The organism is Gluconobacter roseus NBRC 3990, assembly GCF_006538885.1.
GTDB lineage: Bacteria > Pseudomonadota > Alphaproteobacteria > Acetobacterales > Acetobacteraceae > Gluconobacter > Gluconobacter roseus.
In genome coordinates this window covers 492,160-513,036 of the sequence record NZ_BJLY01000002.1, presented here as the reverse complement: position 1 = coordinate 513,036, position 20,877 = coordinate 492,160, and the positions used below count along the sequence as shown (strand labels likewise).

The window sequence follows — 20,877 nt, the reverse complement described above, 5'->3', positions numbered from 1 at the left end:
AAAGGGATGGTAGCGGTGGACGGATTTGAACCGCCGACCAAGGGATTATGATTCCCCTGCTCTACCACTGAGCTACACCGCCATCCCGCCGGTCGAACCGGCGTTGACGCGGGGTTTTAAGGGGGATCTTTCAGGGTGTCAACACGTTAGTCCCGGGAAAATAAGATGTTTTTTCGGGTCGCAATGGCGTGGGTGCCCGTGGCATTTGAAGTATCACTGTTTTCCATTCTGCGCGGCTCCCTGCGGCGCGTTCTGTTTCCCCGTTGCAAGGAGTCCTCCGTCTGGTGACGCAACACTTCGTCAGCACCCTGTTTGCCATAAGGTCCTACTTCACCTGGCTGCCTGCTCCCGTTGTGTCGGTGCTGATGCTAGTGGTGGTAGGGGTGCTGGCGTTCTATTGCGGCAATCTGGTCACGACGCAGCTTCTGCGGATTCCGGGATCGCGCAAGGCCGCGCTGATCCGTCGCATTGTCTCATCCCTGCGCAGGCCGACACGGCTGATGGTGGCGCTTCTGGCCATGCTGTCCGCGCTGCCGGCCGCAACCGGCTTCACGGCAGCGCAGGAAGACGATCTTCAGCTTTTCTTCCTGTTCCTGCTGATCCTGACCTTCGGGTTCTCGGCGATTATGGTCTTCCGGATCATGACGGAAGTCTATCTCAACCGCCTCGCAGCGCGCGAAGAGACTGACGACATCATGATCCGCTCGCACCAGACGCAGATCCGCGTCCTGCGCCGGTTGACTGAAATCCTGGTGGGTATCGTGACCGTGGCCTCGGCGCTCATGCTGTTTCCGTCTGTCAAGCAGTATGGGTTATCCCTGTTTGCGTCCGCAGGCGCGGCGTCCCTGATCGTGGGTCTGTCAGCGCGCGGATTGCTGACGAACCTGATCGCGGGTGTGCAGATCGCACTGACCCAGCCGATCCGGATGGAAGACCTGATCATCATCAATGGCGACTGGTGCTGGGTTGAGGAAATCAACGCGACCTATGTGGTGCTGCGGGTCTGGGACTGGCGGCGGCATATCGTGCCGATCTCGTATTTTCTGGAAAACCAGTTCGAGAACTGGACGCATAATTCAGCGGCCATCATCGGTGTCGTGTTCCTGTGGGTCGATTATCAGGCGCCGATGGACAAGATCCGCGAGATGCTGAACGAAATCGTACGGGGATGCCCGCTCTGGGACGGCCGCGTGTTCGACGTGCAGGTGGCGGATTGCGATGCGCATGTCATGTCCATCCGCATTATCGCCAGTGCGCGCACGGCGCTTCAGAGCTGGGATTTGCGGTGCGATATCCGCGAGAAGATCATCGCCCGCATCCGCGATGAATGTCCCGAGGCGCTGCCCCGGTCGCGCTTCTCCATGATGCCGCCCGCAACTGGGGCGCAGGAGCCTTGGGAGCGGATGGCGCCCCCGATCAGCCGGCCACCACCGGGAAGCTATATGGGCCCGGGTATGGGGCCGGGCAGTTCCTCGATGTCGTCAGACTGAGGGATGCTCAGGGCGCATTTTTGAATGGCGCCGCCCGTAGAAGACGTAAGTTGCAATGCCCAGCGCCAGATAGGTCACCAGAAGGATCAGTGGCACCGGGTTGCCGCTGGTGACGGCGTGAACCATGTCCGAGACCAGCGGAATGGTCATAACCAGACAGAACAGGATGCCAAGTGCAGGTGTCGTGCCGATCCAGATCCCGCGGATGCGGATACCGCCGAGCGGGACGCTGAAAGGACGCACGATGTCAGGCCGTGTGTTGCGCTGCCAGATGACCGTAAAACAGACAATTCCGAACGCTGCGGCCGTTCCGATGGAAACGAGATCGCTGATGATGTCGATCGGTAGCGTTGCGGTGATGAGGGCCACGACCAGACCAAGGACAATCGTTCCGATCCACGGGGTCCGGAACTTTGGATGGATCAGGCAGAAAATGCCTGGGATCAGACCATCACGGCTGATGGTGAGCAGAACACGGGACTGGGCATACATCAGGCCCATCAGAACCGAGCACAGGCCGATCGTGGCGCCGACATTGACCAGCAGGGACAGCCAAGGCGTGTGCATGATCTTTACGGCAATGGCGAGCGGGTCAGGGACGTCCAGCTCACGATAAGGCACGATGCCGAGCAGCACGGTCGCGACGATCATATAGACGATAGTGCAGATCAGCAGGCTGCCGATAATGCCGATCGGGACATCGCGGGTGGGATTGCGAGCTTCGGCGGAGGCTGTGGATACGGCCTCGAACCCGACATAGGCGAAGAAAATGACTGAAGCCGCACGGAAAATGCCGCGCACGCCGTAATGGAAGCCGCCTTCACTGGCGGGAATGAACGGATGCCAGTTTGCCGGATTGACGGCACCAATGCCCAGCGCCACGAACACGAACAGCACACCGACCTTGAGCGCCACGATCATGGTATTGATCCGGGCTGATTCCTCAACGCCTCGGACCAGCAGGGCCGTAACGAGAAGTGTTGCGGTGAAGCCGATCAGATCAAACCGCCATCCCGCACCGATCCGGGCACCCGCCGTGCCGGCAATGGGTTGCAGCGTCGCCTGCGTTAACGACGCGGGCATATGGATGCCAGTGACGCCAAGCAGCGAACTGGCATAGCCTGAAAGGCCTGCCGCGACAGCAGAACAGGAAATCCCGTATTCAAGAAGCAGCAGCCAGCCGACCATCCAGGCGGCCTTTTCGCCCATCGAGATATAGGCGTAGGAATAGGCTGAACCCGACACAGGCAGGGTCGAGGACAGTTCGCCGTAGGAGAATGCCGTGAACAGGCAGGCGAGGGCGGCAATAACGAATGAGATCAGGACGGAAGGGCCGGCATATTCGGCAGCGGCCGTACCCGTCATGACGTAAATGCCAGCCCCGATTGTCGAGCCGACGCCCAGGATAACCAGCTGCGTTGCCGTCAGGCTTCGTTTGAGGCCGTTCGTGTCATTCTCGAACAGGACCTGTTCAAGCGTCTTGCGACGACTGGGGCCGGGAGCATCAGGAGAAGATTGTATCGAAGCTGGCATGATCCGCAATGTGCCGCGAAAAACGGCGGCTGGAAAGGTCAGAGAAGAATGACGGAACCGGCAAAAAGGCCCGCCACAACGCAGTAGATTCCAAAGGGTGTCAGCGCCCAGCCATCATGGTTGCGAAAGAAGCGCAGCATCAGCAGCGAACAGATCAGCGCGGTCAGTCCCGCGACGACGGCACCGGCAACGCACTGCACCATGACGTCATGCGAAATCGTCATGTGACGCATCTGCCAGGCTTCGCGCACGGTTGCGGCCAGAACGATGGGCTGGGCCATCAGCAGGGAGAAACGCGCAGCCGTTTCATGATCAAGGCCGCGCAGCAGACCGCCGTTCATGGTCGCTCCCGAACGCGACAGGCCCGGCAACAGGGCAAGACACTGCCAGATGCCGATGATTACGGCGTCCTTCGGGGCAAGCGTGGCGATGGGCTTGTGATCGCGATGGCCTTTCTGACGCCGGAGCCATTCCGTCGCCATGAGCAGAAAGCCGTTGAGGATCAGGAACCCGGCAACGGCGAGAGGGGTACCGAACACGGCGCGCAGACGGTGTTCCAGAAGCCAGCCAACCAGCACGGCGGGAATGGTCGCAATGACGAGCAGCCCGAAGATCCGAATCGCTTCTGTCTGCGCATAGCGTCCGTACCGGCCGAACATGCCGCCCAGAATGGCCATCCAGTCCCGCCAGAAAACACCGGCCAGCGCAACCAGTGTTCCAACATGGAGCATGGTCAGAAATGGCAGGAATGTTGGTGCGTGTTCATCCAGATCCCAGTGCAGGAGCGCGGGCAGGAGAACGGCATGACCAAGGCTACTGACCGGAAATGGTTCGGTAATTCCCTGGACAACGGCGAGAATGAGGGCCTGAAGAAGCGTCATGGAGCCTGTTTCGGGTAGAGGCCTTTGTCACAAAGGCGGGAAAAGCAGATCACTTGCCCCATGGTGGCAGACGACGCAACCTTGACCGGGCAGTCATGGGAGGACTAACTCCCGTTCTGTTCAAGATTTTCCGGAAGGCGAGGCTGGCATGCAGTCAACATTGAGCGGCCGCGGGGGCGCCATCCTGGCCAGTGGTCTTGTGCTGGCGATTGCCGGAACATTCCTCGTCTATGGCAATGCGCTGCGCAAGGGACCTGACTTTCAGGGCGAAGTCCTGCACGCAGCCTTTAATTCCGCGAATGGCCTCCATACGGGCGCGAATGTCGATCTCGCAGGCGTGCCGGTGGGGCGTGTCGTGTCCATCACGCTCGATCCCCGGACGCAGATGGCCGACGTGGCCTTTACGGTGGACCAGCGCCTGCATCTTCCTGTGGATACGGCCGTGGGCATCGGCGCGCCGACCATGACGGCGGATAATGCCCTGCAGATCCAGCCCGGTCATTCCCGCACAACACTGTCCAGCGAAGGCAAGATCACCGATACACGGGATCAGCTTTCCCTGGAGCAGCAGGTCAGCAATTACATCTTTGGTGGCGGCAAGCTGGGCCAGTAAGGCCAGCCTGCCGCGCCGGGTTCAGTCGTTCAGCGGATAGGACGCCAGCAAACGACGCTGCTTGCGCCAGGAATGCAGCATCGAGAACGCGCCCGACGTCTTCCAGCCCCGCGCCCTGTTGGCAGCCCCGATCAGGAACGTCTGACGGTAATGTGAGAACTGGGCGCGATAGGCTTCCCAGAGCGTCGTGCGACGGTCCCAGATATGCGTGGCTTCGGAACCAACACCGTTGATTTCGATGATCCGGAAGTTCTCACCCCGGCGCAGATCTTCAATGGACGCGGCTTTCACATCCACCCGCCCGAAATGGAAATCCGGGATGTCCTTCATGATGGCATCCAGCCGTGTGGTCAGAGCCTCCGTCGTATCGGCGCGACCATCGCGGAAGACGGAACCCTTGCAGTGGTTTCCGGCAAACACCAGCGGCATTTCCTCACCTTTGGCGAGGACGTTCTTTTCCTTGCCAGCCAGACGCGGCAGATAGATCTGCGGAACGAGGCCCATGCGCGGATCACGCAGGATCAGTTCCTCGACCGTAGACACGCCATCGCCCGTCAGGATCGGCGCTTCCTTGTAGGTGATGGACGTGATGCGGCCACGGGGTTCGTCAGGGTGACGGATGTAGAACAGCCCTGCTTCGACCGGATAGGTGATGAGTTCCTGAACCAGCATGTCCACATCATAGGGGAACTGCGGCAGGACGGCTTCAAGCTGTTCGCGGGACTGGACGAGTTTCACACCCGTGCCATTGCAGCCGATATCGGGCTTGATGACGACGGGGAAGGACAGGCCCTTGCGTTCCATGGCGTCCAGCGCCCGGCGCTCCGAGCCCCTACCGCTGCGGAAGACGACGTAGGGGGCAATATAGGACTGTGCCGTGGAGCCACCCATGTCGAGAATGGAGGACTTGCTCTCCCCGCACAGGCCACCGGTTTCAATGCGCGGATTGGCGGCGGTGGAGATGCTGAGGTCGCGGTATTTGATCCCCATGGCGATCCAGTACAGGACGATGGGGGTGTAGAAGATGGATCCGGGCCAGAATTCGAAAAGGGAGAGCGGGTTCTGGTCGGCTTCTGACTTGGACATTGCTGTTACTGGCTCACGGTCTGGAGACGGGCGATCAGGCGCCCGACGACAACGATACACAGGACAAACCCCGCCAGTCCGGCCCAGCGCCAGCCGCCCTGATGGGCGAGCAGCCAGCCTCCGACTCTCATGGCGAGCAGGAAAAGACACGTCGTCCAGACCAGCGTAGCCAGAACTGCGGTCATGGCAAAGGGAAGGAACGGCGCGCGGAAAAAACCGCAGGCGGTATAGAGCGGCAGTCTGGCGCCGGGCACGAAGCGGGAAATGGCCACGACGCGGATGACGTTCGTACTGAACCAGTCCTGTGTACGTTCGCGTTTAGGAAGGGTCAGGAACCGCTTGAGGTAAGGCCAGCGGGCACCGGCGGCGCCAAGGCCGTACAGGCCCATATCCCCGACAGCCACGCCGAAATACAGTGCCCCCAGGGCGAGGGGGATGCTGACTTCGCCGGCACGGGCTGCAATCGCGGAAAGCACCGTTGCCACGTCTTCAAGAATGAAGGTGCCAACAATGATGGTGGCTGCCTTCAGCCAGGCTGGCTGGGAGGCCATGGCAGGGCCGATGGCAATCACGATTGGGAAGGTTCCATGAACATTGAGGCGCCGGTTTCGCACGCCAGCGCGCCAACGACAATCTTGCCCTGCCATATTTCGGTGCGAATGACCTGCGACACTCCTTGGGAGGCTGGCGGTCCGTGCTGCGGATTGCTAGCGTATATCCTATCATTTCTACCCGTAAGGGATCATTCCTGACCGTGCTTCAACGACGCCATCTGCTTGCCGCCCTGACCTCCGTTGCCGGCTCGGCGGCAGTCGGGTTTTCGTCCGCCCGCGCACAGGATTACAGCGCTTTTCTTGCCAGTGTCCGGGCACAGGCCGTGGCGCAGGGACTGTCCCCCTCGATCGTCTCGCAGGCGCTCAGCCTGACGACGCAGCCCAACGCCTCCGTCCTCAAACTCGACCGTCATCAGCCGGAATTCACCCTGACCTGGGCGCAGTATCGTGATCGCGTCCTGCCGGAGTCGCGTTTTGCAAAGGGGCGGAGCGTTTACGCTGCCCAGCAGTCCGTGATGTCACCCGTGAGCGCACGTTTCGGATGCGACGACCGCGCTGTCATGGGGATCTGGGGGCTCGAGTCGGGATTTGGCGTTCATGACGGGACATATTCCGTCATCGATGCGCTGGCGACGCTGGCCTTTGACGGACGGCGTTCTGCCTTCTTCCGTAACGAACTCATGAAGGCGCTTCAGATCCTCAATGACGGCGATATCGCACCTGCGGCCATGATCGGAAGCTACGCCGGCGCCATGGGACAGGCACAGTTCATGCCCAGCGCCTATCTGCGCTACGCGGCGGATGGGGACGGGGACGGCAAGCGCAATATCTGGACCTCGGAAGCGGATGTGTTCGCCTCCATCGCCAATTACCTCGGCAAATGCGGCTGGCAGGTCAACGAGCCCTGGGGGCAGGAAGTCACCCTGACCAAGGTGCTCGACAAGGCGGAAATCGGCCGGACCCGTCAGCGGACGCTGGGTGAGTGGATGGCGCTGGGCGTGCGCCGGGCTGACGGGACGGCATTCTCGCGGTCCGATGCACAGGGTGCTGTCGTGCAGCCTGATGGTCCGAACACGCAGGCCTTCATGGTCTATCACAACTTCAACGTGATCCGACGGTACAACCCGTCGGACTATTATGCGCTCGGCGTCGGGCTTCTGGGGACCGGAATTGTCTCTGCGTAAATACGGGGCCGTTCTGGCCCTTCTGCCGCTGCTCGCATCCTGCCATCGTGATGAGCCTGCGCCTGTCGTCCATCCGCATTACGAACTGGGTGACGCGTGGCATGGTACGCATGGATGGTTCTATCCGAACGAGCAGTTCGACTATCACGCGACAGGACTGGCGACGCGCGAACACGCGCCTGCCTCCAGTCTGACGGCTGATGGCGAAGCCTGGTCTGCGGATGGGATGACAGGGGCGCATCAGACGCTTCAGCTCTCGGCGATCGTCAGTGTCCGAAATCTCGTGAACGGCCGGATCGTGCGCATCCGGCTGACGGATCGTGGACCGGCTGATCCCGGACGCATCATTGCACTCTCGCCGAAGGCGGCAGACCTGCTCGGCATGCAGGCGGATACGCCTGTCGAGGTCACGGAAGACGAAGCGGCCAGCCGTTCGCTGGCGGAAGGGCTTGTGAAGGCACCGGTCCAGAACATCTCGGCAGCGCCGGTCGGCGAAGTCCGGGCGACATCGCTGAGCGACGGCTCCTCGCAGGTTTATGGCAACGACTCGTCTGCAGCCACAACATCCGTTGCTGTCGGGCCATTGCCAGCGACTTGGACGCAGGGCAGTCCGGGGCCATCGGGGCTGTATATCCTGATGGGAATATTTTCTGGCCGGGGGACGGCAGCAGGTGTCGCGGCGCGCTGTGGGGGCACTGTCCTGCATGCCCGGGAGGCCGTAGGACTTGAGTGGCGCGTTCTTGGTGGACCCTATTCCGACATCGCACAGGCTGATGCGGCACTGGACCACACCCGCCTGTGCGGGGTAGAGGGCGCGCGGATCATTGTGGAATGACGGCCAGTCGTGTGAAGGCCGTGGAACTGGGGACGAACGTGCGGACTAGACGCTCTCTTTTCGGTGGGGTGGCAGGTATTGCGGCCTGTGCTTCTTTTGCGGGACCCCTGAAGGCGTTTGCCCGCCCGCACCGCCATACGGCCCATGCTGCAAAAGCTGCTGCGGCCGCTGCGGCAGACGCTCCGGTCGGCACGCCTGCGAATACGCCCATCGGTCCGTTCGATACCGTGGCGCGCTGGGCCTATGTCGTTGATTACGACACGGGCGCGGTTCTGCTGGACAAGGCCTCCGACGAGCGCATGGCCCCGTCTTCGCTGACGAAGATGATGACGGCCTATATCGTGTTCGGGATGCTGGCCACGGGGCGTATCCGTCTGGAGCAGAGCCTGCCTGTGAGCGAGAAAGCCTGGCGCACGCAGGGTTCCAAGATGTTCGTGCCGCTGGGCCAGAGCGTTCTGGTATCCGATCTGATCCAGGGCATGCTGATCCAGTCCGGCAATGACGCCTGTATCGTTCTGGCTGAAGGCATCGCCGGTTCGGAAGAGCGCTTTGTCGCGATGATGAACGAGGAAGCGCCGAAGCTCGGCATGATGAACTCGCACTTCCTCAACGTGACGGGCCTGCCGGCGGACGGCCATTACATGACGGCGCGCGATGTCGCGACGATCGCCTCGCATCTGATCCGCGATTTCCCGCAGTACTACCATTATTTCGGTGAACTCGAGTTCACCTACAATCACATCCGTCAGGGCAACCGGAATGTGCTGGTCGACAAGGGCCTCGCTGATGGGCTGAAGACCGGTCATACGGATGCGGGCGGTTTCGGCCTCTGTGCAAGTTCTCAGCGCAACGGCAACCGCGTCATCGTCGTCATCAACGGCACGTCGTCGAGCAACGAGCGCGCCCATGAGGGTGAGCGCCTGATGTCCTGGGCCTTTGCGAATTTCGAGAACGCCACGCTGTTCCGTCGCGGGCAGGTCGTGGATTCCGCGCCGGTCTGGATGGGCGAACACCGTCAGGTCCCGCTGGTCGCAGGGGCCGATATCGTCATGACCCTCCCGGTGGGCTGGCAGCAGCGCTCCCATATCGGGGTGGACTATGCCTCTCCGGTGATCGCACCGGTGGCAAAGGGTCAGGTCTGCGGTGCGCTGGTGATTTCCGCGCCCAACATGGCTGACATCCGCGTGCCGCTTGAGGCTGGCGAATCGGTGGCGAAGCTCGGACTGGTCGCCCGCGCCATGACGCGTCTGGGCCATGGTCCCGCGCAGTAAGGGCATGGCTGGAAAAGGACTGTTCATTACGCTCGAAGGCGGCGAGGGCGCCGGGAAATCCACCCAGGCCCGCCTTCTGGCCGAGGCCCTGAGCGCGGAAGGGCATAAGGTTCTTCTGACGCGGGAGCCCGGTGGGACGCCGGGCGCGGAGGAAATCCGCAATCTGCTGCTGTTCGGTAAGGTCGATCTCTCCTGGCGGGCAGAAATCCTGATGCACATGGCCGCCCGGTCGGACCATCTCGACAACGCCATTCTGCCGGCGCTTGAGCGAGGCGAAATCGTGGTCTGTGACCGCTTCCATGATTCGACGCTGGCCTATCAGGGCTATGGCATCGGGCAGGGGGCGTCCGAAGTTCTGGCGTTCCTGAATGGCGCCCGCAAACTTGTGGATTTCGAGCCGGATCTGACGCTGATGCTCGAACTTCCCCGGACGCAGGCGCTCGCGCGTCTGAAAGCGCGAGGCGGCCAGACGGACCGTTACGAGGCTCAGGCGGAAGCATTCCACGAGCGCGTTCTGGCCGGGTTCGATGCGATTGCGTCTGCTGATCCGGCGCGGGTGAAACGTGTGGATGCTGGTCAGACGCCGGAGGCCGTCAGTGCAGCACTCCTGCAGGCCGTGCATGAAAGCCTGACGGTTCAGGGCGTGTGAGCGATCCGCGGCACACTCTGAACCTGTATGGCCACGCCGAGGCGGAAGCGACGTTCCGGCAGACTCTGGCCAGTGGCAAGCTGCATCATGCCTGGCTGATCTGTGGTCCGGCAGGGATCGGCAAGGCAACGCTGGCCTTCCGTCTGGCCCGACTGCTTCTGAACGCAGAAAATCCGGACTCGTCGCAGGCACGGCGTATCGCGGCTGGCACGCACGGAGACCTGCTGGAAATTTCGCGGGCCGTGGACGAGAAAAAAGGCCGTCTGCGCGGTGAAATTACCGCCGCGGATGTGCGCCCGGTGCAGACATTTTTGCATCACACGGCGACCGAAGGTGGATGGCGCGTGGTGATCGTGGACGGGGCGGAATATCTGAACCGGTTTGCGGCCAATGCGCTGCTCAAGATCCTCGAAGAGCCACCCCCGCGCTGCATTCTGCTGCTGACCACGTCCTCTCCGGGGGCGCTTCTGCCCACGATCCGCAGCCGCTGCCGGATGCTCACACTGTCCGCGCTGTCGGACGCGGATATGCGGGCCGCATTGCCTGGCATCTCTGCGGATGTGCTGGTGCGGGCGCATGGATCGCCTGGGCGGGCACTCTTTCTCTCGCACGACCGGGACGGGGCGATTGCCTCATTTGTGGCGGAAATCCTTGCCGGACAGGTGCGTGGATCGGAAACCATGGCCCTGAGCGAGCGTATTGCGAGAGAGGCTGAAGGTTTCGCATTGCTCTGCGATTTGCTAGGCGAGGGACTGGCAGACCGTGCGCGCTCGGCAGCGCGGCGCGGGGATCTTGCAAAAGCCGATCTGGCGGCGCGGCAGTGTTCTGAACTGGACACGCTGAGGCGCCAGACCGAAGGCTTCAATCTGGACAAGGCCCAGGCCATCCGTCAGGCAGCGGAATTCGCTTCCGGCAGTTGAGATGGTCCGGGCGTTATGAAACGAGTGGACATGACGCGGCGCTTCACCATCACGACCCCGATCTTCTATGTGAACGGCGCTCCGCATATCGGGCATGCCTATACCTCTATTGCGGCCGACGTTCTGGCCCGCTTCCATCGCCTGAATGGCGAAGAAGTCCTGTTCGTCAGCGGCACCGACGAACACGGACAAAAAGTCGAGCAGACGGCCGTCGCCAAGGGCATGGACCCGCAGGCCTATGCTGACGAGGTTTCGGCATCCTTCCGCCAGATGCAGAAGGACATGGCGATCTCGACCGACGAGTTCATCCGCACCACCGAAGAGCGCCACAAGGGCGCAGCCAAGGCGCTGTGGGAAAAGGTTGCCGCGAACGGACATATCTATCTGGGCGCCTATGAGGGCTGGTATTCCACGCGCGATGAAGCGTTCATCGGCGAGGACGAACTGGTCAAGAAGCCCGACGGAACATTCGTGGCGCCGTCCGGCGCGCCGGTCGAGCGCGTCAAGGAGCCGTCCTATTTCTTCCGTCTGTCCGATTTTCAGGACCGGCTTCTGAAGCTCTACGAAGACAATCCCGACTTCATTGGACCCGTCGGCCCGCGTCGTGAAATCGAGAGCTTTGTCCGGCAGGGCCTGCGCGACCTGTCCGTCAGCCGCACGAGCTTCAAATGGGGCGTTCCGGTTCCGAACGATCCGGATCATGTCATGTATGTCTGGTTCGACGCGCTGGCGAACTACCTTACGGCCGTTGGCTATCCCGATCTCAATGACCCGCGGGCAAAGTTTTGGCCGGCGGATGTCCATATCGTGGGCAAGGAAATTGCTCGCTTCCATTGCGTGTACTGGCCGGCCTTCCTGATGGCGGCTGGCATCGATCTGCCGAAGAGCGTCTTCGCTCATGGCTGGTGGACGGTCGAAGGCGAGAAGATGAGCAAGTCTCTCGGCAACGTCCTCGACCCGAAGGCGCTGGCCGACGAGTTCGGGCTGGATGCGCTGCGCTTCTTCCTGATGCGCGAAGTGCCGTTTGGCGGCGATTCCAATTTTAGCCGCCGCTCCATGATCACCCGCACGAATGTCGAACTGGCGAATGATCTCGGCAATCTGTGCCAGCGCACGCTGAGCCAGGTGGCCCGCAATCTGGGCGGCGTTCTGCCCGAGCGCGGCACTCTGACTGAAGACGATCAGGCCATGCTTGCGATGGTGACGCTGCTGCCGACGATCATGTCCGAACAGATCGAGCGCAAGGTGATCACTGATGCGCTGGAAGAAGTCTGGAAGGTCATCCGCGCTGCCAATTCCTATATCGACCGTCAGGCGCCCTGGGCTCTGAAAAAGACCGATCCGGAGCGTATGGCGGACGTGCTGCGGGTTCTCGTTGACATGATCCGCGGCATCGCAACCATGCTTCAGCCCTACATGCCGAACACGATGGACCGGATGCTGACACAGCTCGGTGTGCAGGAAGACGAACGGACATTCGCGGCCCTCGAAACGCCGCTGCCGGCGGGTCGCACGCTTCCCAAGCCGGAAGGTCTGTTCCCGCGTTTTGTCGAGGAAGAGGCATGACGGGACTGATCGACACCCACTGTCATCTGGACAAGCTCGACGATTTCGCGCCTGCTTTCGAGCTTGCGCGGGCGTCGGGCCTGTCCGGCATGATCACGATCGGCACGCGTTTTTCGCAGGCGGATACGCAGATTGCCCTGACGCAGCATGACACGCCGGATCTGCGGATCTGGTGCGCGATCGGCATCCATCCGGATTATGCGGGTGAGGAGCGTCTGCCTTCCGTCGAGGAACTCGTCGCCAAGACCGAAGCGCCTTCCGTTGTGGCAATCGGAGAGACGGGGCTGGATTATTTCCACAGCGGAGACGAAGCCAAACCCGCCCAGCACGCTGCCTTCCGTACCCATATCGCGGCCGCACGTCAGACGGGACTGCCGGTCGTCATCCATACCCGCAACGCCGATGACGACATGATCGCCATCCTGCGCGACGAACACGCGAAGGGCGCGTTTCCGTTCCTGATCCACTGCTTCGCGTCGGGCCCGAAACTGGCAAAGGCAGCTCTGGAACTCGGGGGCTATATCAGCTTCTCCGGCCTGCTGACCTTCCCGAAGTGCGAGGAAATCCGCCAAGTGGCGCGGATGGTTCCGGAAGACCGCATTCTGGTCGAGACGGACAGTCCGTTTCTGGCACCTGTCCCGAAACGTGGGAAACCCAACACGCCGGGTTATGTCGCCTATACGGCTGCCCGACTGGCCGAAGAGCGGGACGTGTCGCTGGATGAAATCACGCGGATCACATCTGAAAACGCCCGTCGTCTGTTCACGAGGATCGCTGCGTGAAAGTGACAATCCTTGGATGTGGCGGCTCCGCCGGCGTTCCCATGATCGGGGGCGAGGAGGGACCACGGACGGGGATCTGGGGCGCGTGCGACCCAACTGAGCTGCGTAACCGGCGCACACGCTCCTCAGTCGTGATTGAAGGTGAGGGCGGTTTCCGGCTTCTGGTGGATTCCGGGCCTGATTTCCGCGATCAGATGCTGAACTGCGGCCTAAGCCACGTGCATGCGGTTCTCTACACGCATCCGCATAGCGATCATATCGGTGGCCTCGACGAATTGCGGGCCATCAACCGCGTGATCGAAACGCCTCTGCCGCTGCTGGCCACGCCTGATGTTCTGGAAGAACTGCGCCTGCGCTACGCCTATGCGTTCGCGCCTTGGAAAGGCCCAGAATTCTACCGACCGGTTTTTAATGAGCATGTCGTGCAGCCCGGAGAGACAGTCACGTTCCCCGGACTGACCGCTCGGATTTTCGAGCAGCGACACGGTCGGATCACGTCCCTTGGCGTGCGCTGCGGAAACTTTGCCTACAGTACGGATGTCGAGACGCTTTCGGATGAGTCCCTGTCGCTGCTTGAAGGCGTGCAGACTTGGATCGTGGACTGCTTCCAGTATGAGCCGCATCCGGCCCATGCCTGGCTCGAACGCGTGCTGGAGTGGCGTGAGCGCCTCGGCATAGGGCACGTCATTCTGACCCATATGGGGCCGGAGATGGATTACCAGACCCTGCGCCAGACTTTGCCGGCAGGTGTTGAGCCTGCCTATGACGGAATGGTGCTCGACCTTCAGGCTTAATGTTGTGGGGCGCTGGTCTGTATCGGGCTGTCCGGTGCGAGAACGATCTGTCCTTCCGGCCGCTCGACCGGTTCGGCAGGCGGGACTGATGGATTGAGCGGATACCGCGCACCGTCAAACCGTATGTGACTAGTGACAAGGGCAGGGCGCCCATCCGGCAGTTTTCCGGAATAGGACACTTCGAGATCATGCCAGCCCTTCGACAGATGCGGCAGGACACGCACGGGCAGGTGAACCAGCGTCATACGTGACAGGACATGCCAGTTACCGCCACTGCTCGTGAGAATGAAGAGCGTGCAGCCACCGGTTGCCCCGCACCATGTGCTGTCTCGAGCATAGACAAGATACTGCCCTGTCGTACCGCTCCCGTTCAGCACGACATCCGCTTCCTGATAGCGGGACAGCCCAAGCTTTGACCTTACGAAGTCCTGTATTGTGGCGGCAGATGCGGCTCCCGCCTGTTCATGGAGCGCAAACAGGGCGCACAGGACAAAGGGAAGAGGCATTTTCATGACCATTTTCCTTTTGAAAGACCGGGCAGGGGAATGCCCGGTCTTTCAGGCTCAGAACGTCATCATCGCACCGGCGGACATCGTGTGATCGCTTTCGTGAGCAATGCTGTGGGAGTCCGATTCCGTATGGGCATATTCGCCCACGATCGTGAACCAGTCCGTCAGATTGTAATAGATTGCTCCGACTTCCGACTGGTTGCGCCGAACCATGGACGGATTGTCTTCGCCCGGAGCCTGATAGAGGTTGCTGACGCCATAGCTGCCAACTAGCTTGAGCTTGGGCAGAATCTTATAGCAAGACCACTGCCATAGTAGTAATAGGCTACACCTTCGAACGGACCGCGCGAGACTTTTACGCCAACGTCGCCGGCCTCGACCGTCGTGCCTTTCCGGCTGCTGCTGCCCAACGTCGAGCTGGTCAGGTTCTGCTGGTGCTGAACGAGGAAGCTGCTCCAGAAGCGGGTCGTAAAGCCTGCAATATTGCCATCATAGGTGACCTTGCCCTGAAGCATGGGAGAGCTGTGCTGGGTCGTGGTTGCGGAAATGCCGCCGCCGGCAAAGTTGAACTCGTCGAGTGGCGTCATGATGCCAACGGAGGCCTGAAAGCCTTTCCATTTCGGCGAGATATAGGTGATCTGCGGCAGCCAGTCGGTATAGACGTAACCGACGCCGATACGGCCCAGAGACGTGTTGGCGGGATTGGCGTTACTGCCAGTACTGCCAACGCTGAGAAGTGTGGCGTCGTTCAGGATGGCGTCAGACGCGAACAGCGCAATGTCGCGACCCAGCTTGACCGTACCGAACCTGTCGGTGCCAGCGGTCATGTAGACCTGACGAAAATCGAGGCCGGCCGTTCCAAGGCCGACCGGGCTGCCGCCCGAGTTGGCATTGAAGGTGCTGGGGTTGTTGTTGTTGATGCCGGGATACATGCCGAAGACGGCACCAAGCTTGATTCCGTCCTGAACCGTATTCAGCTTGAGGATCAGACCACCGGGCAGGAGGCCGTTACGCACGGACGAAGAATCAAAGCCGCTGCTGCCGGTCGAAACGCCACCTGCGACCGGGCGACCACCGCCGGGGCTATTATAGGTGTAGTAGGCGTTGACGAAGCCCGAGATATTGATGTCGATCTGGCCGGCTTGGATCGTGACACCTTTGCCCGCGACATAGGGCTTCACGCGCACGATGCTGTCCGGGTTGTAGGTCCGGCGTGCTTCCAGAAGCGAATTGCGGGCATCCTGTGCACTGGCCGAGGCATCCATGGCGGCACGGCGCGCTGCGGAAACGGCCGCGATGGTCGTCACATCCGGGGGAGCCTCTAGGCTGCTGCCTTCGTTCTGGGGCCCATAGCGCATGTAGCGGTTGCGGTGTCGTGAGGGGGCGGCAGGTGTGCTGTCGTCATCGCGCTGCAGCGAAGGGTGCGAGTGATGCTGGTGATGGGCCAGCAGCACATTATATTCCGAGCGGGTCAGACTGCCCTTGGCCCGGAGAATGTCGAGCAGTTCCGTATAATCATCAGCCCGTGCAGCGTTCGGGAGGACGGAGAGTGCAGCAATGCAGAATGTGCTTCCCAGAAGACTCAGGCGGCACAGGGACATAGATGGCATATGAACAGCCGCTCCCGCGGATACACCGGCAACCGCAATGCGGGCGCTCACCGGTAGAATGGACTACACTGCTTTTCCTAGCGCGAAAGGAGACATTCTTCGCAACAATAGGATGTGTTCTCACAAAAACGTCAGAAATTCGTAGCTTTCAGATATGTTAGTTGGCATAATATATCTTATGCGACATGCATGTGAGAAAGGCCCTGCCTGAGGCTCGCGGTTCATCCATTTTGTTCAGCATGATTCCTGAACGCGCAAAATCCGCAGTTTTCAGCCGTTCTGATTATGGTAATAAGCCATAAGCCATAAGCCATAAGCCATAAGCCTGTCTTTCCCTAAGCCAGCTTTGAATCGGTCCGCATAACGCACGGACATTCACGCTTCAGGATGCTGCTGAGCAACACATCTATGGCAAAAAGCCACAGATCGAAACTCAGGACAAAATGCCACAGCCAGGACATGTGCCTGTGGCATGATGGCAAAATGCCATCAAATGACACCTATGGCATTTTGCCATCCCCTATTCTCTGCCTCTTTACCTCACCGACTTTCTGCCTCTACGCAGGATCTTCTTCCCCTGCGCATATGAGGCCGCATGACCGAGATCATTCCTCAATCCCCAGCCGTCGATCGGTCTGCGGTCTCAAGCACGCAACAGGAACTCTGGGGCCATCCAATCGGTCTGTGGGTGCTGACGCTCACCGAAGGCTGGGTTGGTTTTTCGCTTTATGGAATGCAGGCCATTCTGGCGCTGTATCTGACGGATCATCTGCTGCAACCGGACCATGCGGAACATGTGCTGGCTCTGGAGCCGCTTGAGGCTCTCGTTTCGGCAATTTATGCACCTGTTGGAACCCAAGCCTTGGCTGGCGCCATTACGGGCCTGTTCCTGGCCCTGATTTACGCGACCCCTCTCCTTGGCGGTTTTCTTGCAGACCGCGTGCTCGGCCAGACAAGGACCATTCTGCTGGGCGCGATCCTGATGACAGCGGGACATTTCCTGATGTCGTTCGACTGGAGCTTCGTGCTGGCGCTCGGCCTGCTGCTTCTGGGTCTGGGTATGGCAGGTGGTCTGCGGGCGCAGGTAGGCGCATTATATGCCCTGACAGACCGACGACGCTCGGATGCCTATCAGATCTACACGATGGGGCTTCAGGTTGCAGTCATCGTCTCCCCGGTCCTCTGTGCGAGCCTGGCGCAGATCGAATGGCACTGGGGATTTCTGGCCGCGGGTCTGGGCATGCTGATCGGGCTGGTCGTCTATCTTGTCGGGCGGCGCTGGCTCCCCGCCCCGTCTCTGTTGGGGCGGACTACCCCTGACGCGATCGGGAATGGAAAAAAGCCGCGCCCTGCCCTGACCTTACAGGAAAAGAAAACAACGATCCTGCTTCTTGCGCTCGTTCCTGTCATGGCCGTGGGGGCTATTCCGAATTCCGAGATTTTCGATGGCTATCTGCTCTGGGGGCGTGAACATTTCCAGCTTCACCTTCTTGGATATGAAATGCCGGTCAGCGATCTCATATCCCTCGACGGATTCATCAGTACCCTGTGCGCCGTGCTCGTCCTCTGGTTCTGGAAAGCCTATGCGCGCCGACGTCAGGACCTGCCGGAAATCGCCAAGGTGGCGCTGGGAGCTTTCATCGCAGCTTTCGCGCCCCTGATGCTGGCTCTCGGAGCATGGCTGAGCCCTGGGCCGCATGAAGTCAGCCTGTTCTGGGGGCTGGCTTTCCATATCATCAACGATATCGGGTTTTCGATGAATTACGCGATCGGCATGGCGCTTTTCTCACGGGCCGCACCTGTCAGCCTGAATACCATTCTCGTCGCCTGCTTTTCGCTCCATCTCTTCCTGTCCAACCTGCTGATCGGAAAGCTGGCAACGCTGCTGGGCCGTATTTCGGACGTCTCGTTCTGGCTGCTGCATTCAGGAGCCGCATTACTGGCAGCGGCGACCCTCGGCTTCTGCGCCGTGCGCTTCCGCGATCTGCTTGCGCCCGGAAAAGAGACCGCGCCGCCCGTTTCTTAAGGCGGCGCGACCAGACGACGCATCTCGGTGGCGGAGGCTGTCGAGACCGCATCGCCATCCAGCGTCCGAACCGTGACAGGTGTGAGCAGCCCATCCGCCCTCTTCTGGCTCCGCTGGATGATGAGCCGCTGAACGATCGGATAGTCCTTCAGCAGCCTTTCAAACACGGGACGTGGAATGGCCAGAAGATGGCTGAACTGCAGCGAGCGGACTGTCCCCGGCATAACATCGTTCCGGATAACGGACGCCGCCCCGATCAGATCCCCGCTCCCGAAAAGCAGATCCCGTTCGGCAAGATTGACCTCTGCCAGTCCAGCCACCTGTGCGTAGACGAAGCGCACGCGCTGCCCACGCTTGAACAGGACCTCGCCAGGCGAGACGAAATGCATCGAGACCTTGCCTGCGAGCTTTTGCAGCACATTGTCAGGCACACCATTAAAGGCAGGAAACGCCCTGAGACGCTGCTCGATACCGCTCTTGAGATTAAAGCGCAGAGGTGCGTCGAGCCGCGCACGCTGACGTTCGATCTCGCGATGCAATTCGCGGTGCAGTTCCTCCGAAATCAGATTGTCGGCTTCGAGCGCATCATATTCCTCGTCCTCCAGACGCAGTGCGATCTGGCGCAGAATACGGCTCTCCAAGGCCTCCGAATAACCGGAATAATGCAGACGCAACGTCTCAAGCGCATCGTCCAGAAGTTTGCGCTGCCGTCCCAGAACCTCGGAAACGATTTCCGTAATACGAGGACCGAGCGTTGGCTCCATACGCTGGCGGATAAAACGCTGGAGGGAAAGTGAGACGAGATGCGCGATGATGAGCATCTCAAAACGCTCCATCATGCAGTTCGTCAATGGCTCGTCGATATGCAGGCGACTGTGCAGTTCCTGCGCAATCCGGAAACGCCAGGACGGCTGAAGACGCCGCTTGAGCGCACGGACATAACCATACCGCCCTTCCAGACGGGCGCCATCCGCCATCGCCTCAGCCGTTCGCAGTAGCGTCTCCATCACACGGCGCGACAGTCCCTGTATGCGGAACAGATCCAGCAGCAGAGAGCGCTCCTGATTGGCGATCGTGATCAGAGCAATATTGACGCGGTTGCGGTCACTCAGGGCGGACTCAAAATTATTGGCCGCCCTCTCCTTCTCGGCACGCCGCTCAAGACGGCTGATGACGCCCGCACGCGTTTGCTCGCTGAAGCCAAGTTCTTCTGAAAGCTCACGTGTCCGCTCAGCAACCTCGCCTAGTCCGATCCCCACGATCTGCTGGCGGATGGCCTGATCAATCGGTGAAAGCTGGTCCAGCTTGAAGAACAGGACGAGAGCCCGAAGCGTGGTGCCGTTGACCAGAAGGGTGATGAGCACGAAACCGGTCGCAATAATACCGACGAAATGCGCAACCGGGCTCGACACACTCTGGTTTTCGGTCACGGCCAGAGCCAATGCGAGTGTGATAGCGCCACGGATGCCACCCCACGCCATCGTCGCCTTGAAGGGGTTCGGCACAGGCGGAGACAGCTTGGTGACGGCCAGCAGCGGCAACATCCCGAAGATCACCGCCGCACGTGCAATCAGACCCGCAAGGCTCGCAATAACGATCAGCACGAAGTCCCATTTCGTCATGCCGATCAGCAATCGGGGCACGAGCATGGCCGCTAGAAGGAAGACGAGCGAGCCAGCCCAGAAGACGAGCTGCTCCCACATTTCGTTCAGGAATCGCCAGACCTGCGGCCGGAAAGTGGACGGCCCGTAAGCAGAGACCGTCAGACCCGCTGCTGCCGTCGCCACAACCCCCGAAAAGCCGAGCATTTCATCGCACAGGATATAGACTGCATAGGGCAAGGCCAGCGTCAGCGTCACCTCGGACGCTGCCGATCCCCCCAGCCCTGCAATCAACAGCAGCGTGAGACGCGCCAGACAGACGCCAACCACGATTGCTCCGATAAAGGCGGTCAGGAAGTCCATCAGCGCATCGGCCAGATGGATCTGATGATGCGATGTTACGGCCGCCAGAAGGATCGAGAAGATGGAAATGGCCGCAGCGTCATTGAGAAGCGCCTCACCCTCAACAAGCCGCGTCAGGCGCGAGGCCGCGCCGATTTCCCGGAAGATTCCCGCCACGGCAGAAGGATCGGTCGTGGCAACGATGGAGCCGAGGAGCAGACAGACAACGAGGCTCTGTTTGGCAAAGGGATAGAGCGCAAAACCGATCGTCGCGGTCGAGACGATGACTGCCACCACAGCCAGCAGAAGCACCGTCGCCGTCTCATGCGCCAGACGCCGGACGTCAATGGCCATCGCGCCTTGGAACACCAGGATTGGCAGGAAGATCAGCAGGAAGGCTTCACTGTTGACCGGGAAATAGATCAGCGCCTCGGCAGCCCCGTCCAGCAGATCGGTCGCAGAAGAGCGAACGATCAGAGACGCAACAAGCCCAAGCCCGATCCCGGTCAGCGCTAGCAGAACCGCCTCGGAAATCTCAAGACGTTTCGCGAGAGGCTGAATGATGCTGACAAGCGTGAGCAGGAACGCAAGCGCTAGGAGTACGGCCGCCAGTCCTGTCACCATCATCGTT

17 protein-coding genes, 1 tRNA gene and 1 pseudogene are annotated in these 20,877 nt (G+C 60.7%); 11 read left to right on the top strand and 8 right to left on the bottom strand.

All coding sequences use genetic code 11. The features are described 5' to 3' along the window. Positions 1 to 7: 7 nt before the first annotated feature. Positions 8 to 82: transfer RNA gene (locus tag GRO01_RS06310), tRNA-Met, on the bottom strand. Positions 83 to 284: 202 nt separating this feature from the next. On the opposite strand from GRO01_RS06310, the gene GRO01_RS06305 reads away from it, so the two are divergent. After that, positions 285 to 1,490 (top strand): mechanosensitive ion channel family protein, encoded by a 1,206-nt coding sequence (locus GRO01_RS06305; protein ID WP_062510257.1) that lies wholly within the window; start codon positions 285 to 287, stop codon positions 1,488 to 1,490. Here the strand turns inward: GRO01_RS06305 and GRO01_RS06300 are convergent. Both GRO01_RS06300 and GRO01_RS06295 read right to left on the bottom strand, forming a co-directional pair. Then, entirely contained in the window at positions 1,482 to 3,023 is a 1,542-nt protein-coding gene (locus GRO01_RS06300) for an amino acid permease (protein WP_062510259.1), read from the bottom strand. The two genes, GRO01_RS06305 and GRO01_RS06300, sit on opposite strands and share 9 nt — an antisense overlap. Positions 3,024 to 3,061: 38 nt before the next feature. Beyond that, positions 3,062 to 3,904 (bottom strand): undecaprenyl-diphosphate phosphatase, encoded by an 843-nt coding sequence (locus GRO01_RS06295; RefSeq protein WP_062510261.1) that lies wholly within the window; start codon positions 3,902 to 3,904, stop codon positions 3,062 to 3,064. Between the two features lie 148 nt (positions 3,905 to 4,052). Between GRO01_RS06295 and GRO01_RS06290 the strand changes: the two genes are divergently transcribed. Next, complete coding sequence (locus GRO01_RS06290) at positions 4,053 to 4,517, top strand: MlaD family protein (RefSeq protein ID WP_062510263.1); 465 nt, start codon at positions 4,053 to 4,055, stop codon at positions 4,515 to 4,517. A gap of 21 nt (positions 4,518 to 4,538) precedes the next feature. On the opposite strand, the gene GRO01_RS06285 is transcribed toward GRO01_RS06290, so the two are convergent. Both GRO01_RS06285 and GRO01_RS06280 read right to left on the bottom strand, forming a co-directional pair. Beyond that, positions 4,539 to 5,603, bottom strand: a complete 1,065-nt coding sequence (locus GRO01_RS06285; protein WP_062510265.1) for an ATP-grasp domain-containing protein — start codon at positions 5,601 to 5,603, stop codon at positions 4,539 to 4,541. Positions 5,604 to 5,608: 5 nt separating this feature from the next. After that, positions 5,609 to 6,175: a DedA family protein gene (locus GRO01_RS06280; protein ID WP_041110405.1), complete on the bottom strand. Its 567-nt coding sequence runs from the start codon at positions 6,173 to 6,175 to the stop codon at positions 5,609 to 5,611. Between the two features lie 182 nt (positions 6,176 to 6,357). On the opposite strand from GRO01_RS06280, the gene GRO01_RS06275 reads away from it, so the two are divergent. From GRO01_RS06275 to GRO01_RS06240, 8 genes are read left to right on the top strand one after another with little or no spacing between them, the layout of a single operon-like run. Then, positions 6,358 to 7,341, top strand: coding sequence for a lytic murein transglycosylase (locus GRO01_RS06275; RefSeq protein ID WP_062510267.1), 984 nt, complete (start codon positions 6,358 to 6,360; stop codon positions 7,339 to 7,341). Next, on the top strand, positions 7,328 to 8,176 hold the full coding sequence (locus tag GRO01_RS06270; protein WP_244926372.1) for a septal ring lytic transglycosylase RlpA family protein: 849 nt from the start codon (positions 7,328 to 7,330) through the stop codon (positions 8,174 to 8,176). The genes GRO01_RS06275 and GRO01_RS06270 overlap by 14 nt, the downstream gene beginning before the upstream one ends. After that, on the top strand, positions 8,173 to 9,447 hold the full coding sequence (locus GRO01_RS06265) for a D-alanyl-D-alanine carboxypeptidase family protein (RefSeq protein WP_062510271.1): 1,275 nt from the start codon (positions 8,173 to 8,175) through the stop codon (positions 9,445 to 9,447). The genes GRO01_RS06270 and GRO01_RS06265 overlap by 4 nt, the downstream gene beginning before the upstream one ends. Positions 9,448 to 9,451: 4 nt before the next feature. Further along, positions 9,452 to 10,096, top strand: coding sequence for a dTMP kinase (tmk, locus tag GRO01_RS06260; protein WP_062510584.1), 645 nt, complete (start codon positions 9,452 to 9,454; stop codon positions 10,094 to 10,096). Continuing rightward, a complete protein-coding gene (locus GRO01_RS06255; protein ID WP_062510273.1) occupies positions 10,093 to 11,016 on the top strand; it encodes a DNA polymerase III subunit delta' in 924 nt (307 codons plus the stop codon). The genes tmk and GRO01_RS06255 overlap by 4 nt, the downstream gene beginning before the upstream one ends. A 30-nt stretch (positions 11,017 to 11,046) precedes the next feature. Further along, positions 11,047 to 12,582, top strand: a complete 1,536-nt coding sequence (gene metG / locus GRO01_RS06250; protein ID WP_062510275.1) for a methionine--tRNA ligase — start codon at positions 11,047 to 11,049, stop codon at positions 12,580 to 12,582. After that, positions 12,579 to 13,364: a TatD family hydrolase gene (locus GRO01_RS06245; RefSeq protein ID WP_062510277.1), complete on the top strand. Its 786-nt coding sequence runs from the start codon at positions 12,579 to 12,581 to the stop codon at positions 13,362 to 13,364. Before metG ends, GRO01_RS06245 begins: the two co-directional genes overlap by 4 nt. Further along, positions 13,361 to 14,158, top strand: coding sequence for an MBL fold metallo-hydrolase (locus GRO01_RS06240; protein WP_062510279.1), 798 nt, complete (start codon positions 13,361 to 13,363; stop codon positions 14,156 to 14,158). Before GRO01_RS06245 ends, GRO01_RS06240 begins: the two co-directional genes overlap by 4 nt. Here GRO01_RS06240 and GRO01_RS06235 read toward each other — a convergent pair. Continuing rightward, positions 14,155 to 14,670: a hypothetical protein gene (locus tag GRO01_RS06235; protein ID WP_141306884.1), complete on the bottom strand. Its 516-nt coding sequence runs from the start codon at positions 14,668 to 14,670 to the stop codon at positions 14,155 to 14,157. The genes GRO01_RS06240 and GRO01_RS06235 overlap by 4 nt on opposite strands. Before the next feature lie 51 nt (positions 14,671 to 14,721). Further along, positions 14,722 to 16,277: pseudogene (locus GRO01_RS06230) on the bottom strand (porin). 595 nt (positions 16,278 to 16,872) lie between these two features. On the opposite strand from GRO01_RS06230, the gene GRO01_RS06225 reads away from it, so the two are divergent. Then, on the top strand, positions 16,873 to 18,303 hold the full coding sequence (locus GRO01_RS06225) for a peptide MFS transporter (RefSeq protein ID WP_062510282.1): 1,431 nt from the start codon (positions 16,873 to 16,875) through the stop codon (positions 18,301 to 18,303). Here the strand turns inward: GRO01_RS06225 and GRO01_RS06220 are convergent. After that, on the bottom strand, positions 18,300 to 20,873 hold the full coding sequence (locus tag GRO01_RS06220; protein ID WP_062510284.1) for a cation:proton antiporter: 2,574 nt from the start codon (positions 20,871 to 20,873) through the stop codon (positions 18,300 to 18,302). The genes GRO01_RS06225 and GRO01_RS06220 overlap by 4 nt on opposite strands. Positions 20,874 to 20,877: the final 4 nt, after the last annotated feature.

What these genes read in the sequence shown, in the direction of transcription:
- GRO01_RS06300 (WP_062510259.1), bottom strand. Translation starts at nt 3,023, where the DNA reads ATGCCAGCTTCGATACAATCTTCTCCTGATGCTCCCGGCCCCAGTCGT.
- GRO01_RS06295 (WP_062510261.1), bottom strand. Translation starts at nt 3,904, where the DNA reads ATGACGCTTCTTCAGGCCCTCATTCTCGCCGTTGTCCAGGGAATTACC.
- GRO01_RS06290 (WP_062510263.1), top strand. Translation starts at nt 4,053, where the DNA reads ATGCAGTCAACATTGAGCGGCCGCGGGGGCGCCATCCTGGCCAGTGGT.
- GRO01_RS06285 (WP_062510265.1), bottom strand. Translation starts at nt 5,603, where the DNA reads ATGTCCAAGTCAGAAGCCGACCAGAACCCGCTCTCCCTTTTCGAATTC.
- GRO01_RS06265 (WP_062510271.1), top strand. Translation starts at nt 8,173, where the DNA reads ATGACGGCCAGTCGTGTGAAGGCCGTGGAACTGGGGACGAACGTGCGG.
- tmk (WP_062510584.1), top strand. Translation starts at nt 9,452, where the DNA reads ATGGCTGGAAAAGGACTGTTCATTACGCTCGAAGGCGGCGAGGGCGCC.
- metG (WP_062510275.1), top strand. Translation starts at nt 11,047, where the DNA reads ATGACGCGGCGCTTCACCATCACGACCCCGATCTTCTATGTGAACGGC.
- GRO01_RS06245 (WP_062510277.1), top strand. Translation starts at nt 12,579, where the DNA reads ATGACGGGACTGATCGACACCCACTGTCATCTGGACAAGCTCGACGAT.
- GRO01_RS06235 (WP_141306884.1), bottom strand. Translation starts at nt 14,670, where the DNA reads ATGAAAATGCCTCTTCCCTTTGTCCTGTGCGCCCTGTTTGCGCTCCAT.
- GRO01_RS06225 (WP_062510282.1), top strand. Translation starts at nt 16,873, where the DNA reads ATGACCGAGATCATTCCTCAATCCCCAGCCGTCGATCGGTCTGCGGTC.
- GRO01_RS06220 (WP_062510284.1), bottom strand. Translation starts at nt 20,873, where the DNA reads ATGATGGTGACAGGACTGGCGGCCGTACTCCTAGCGCTTGCGTTCCTG.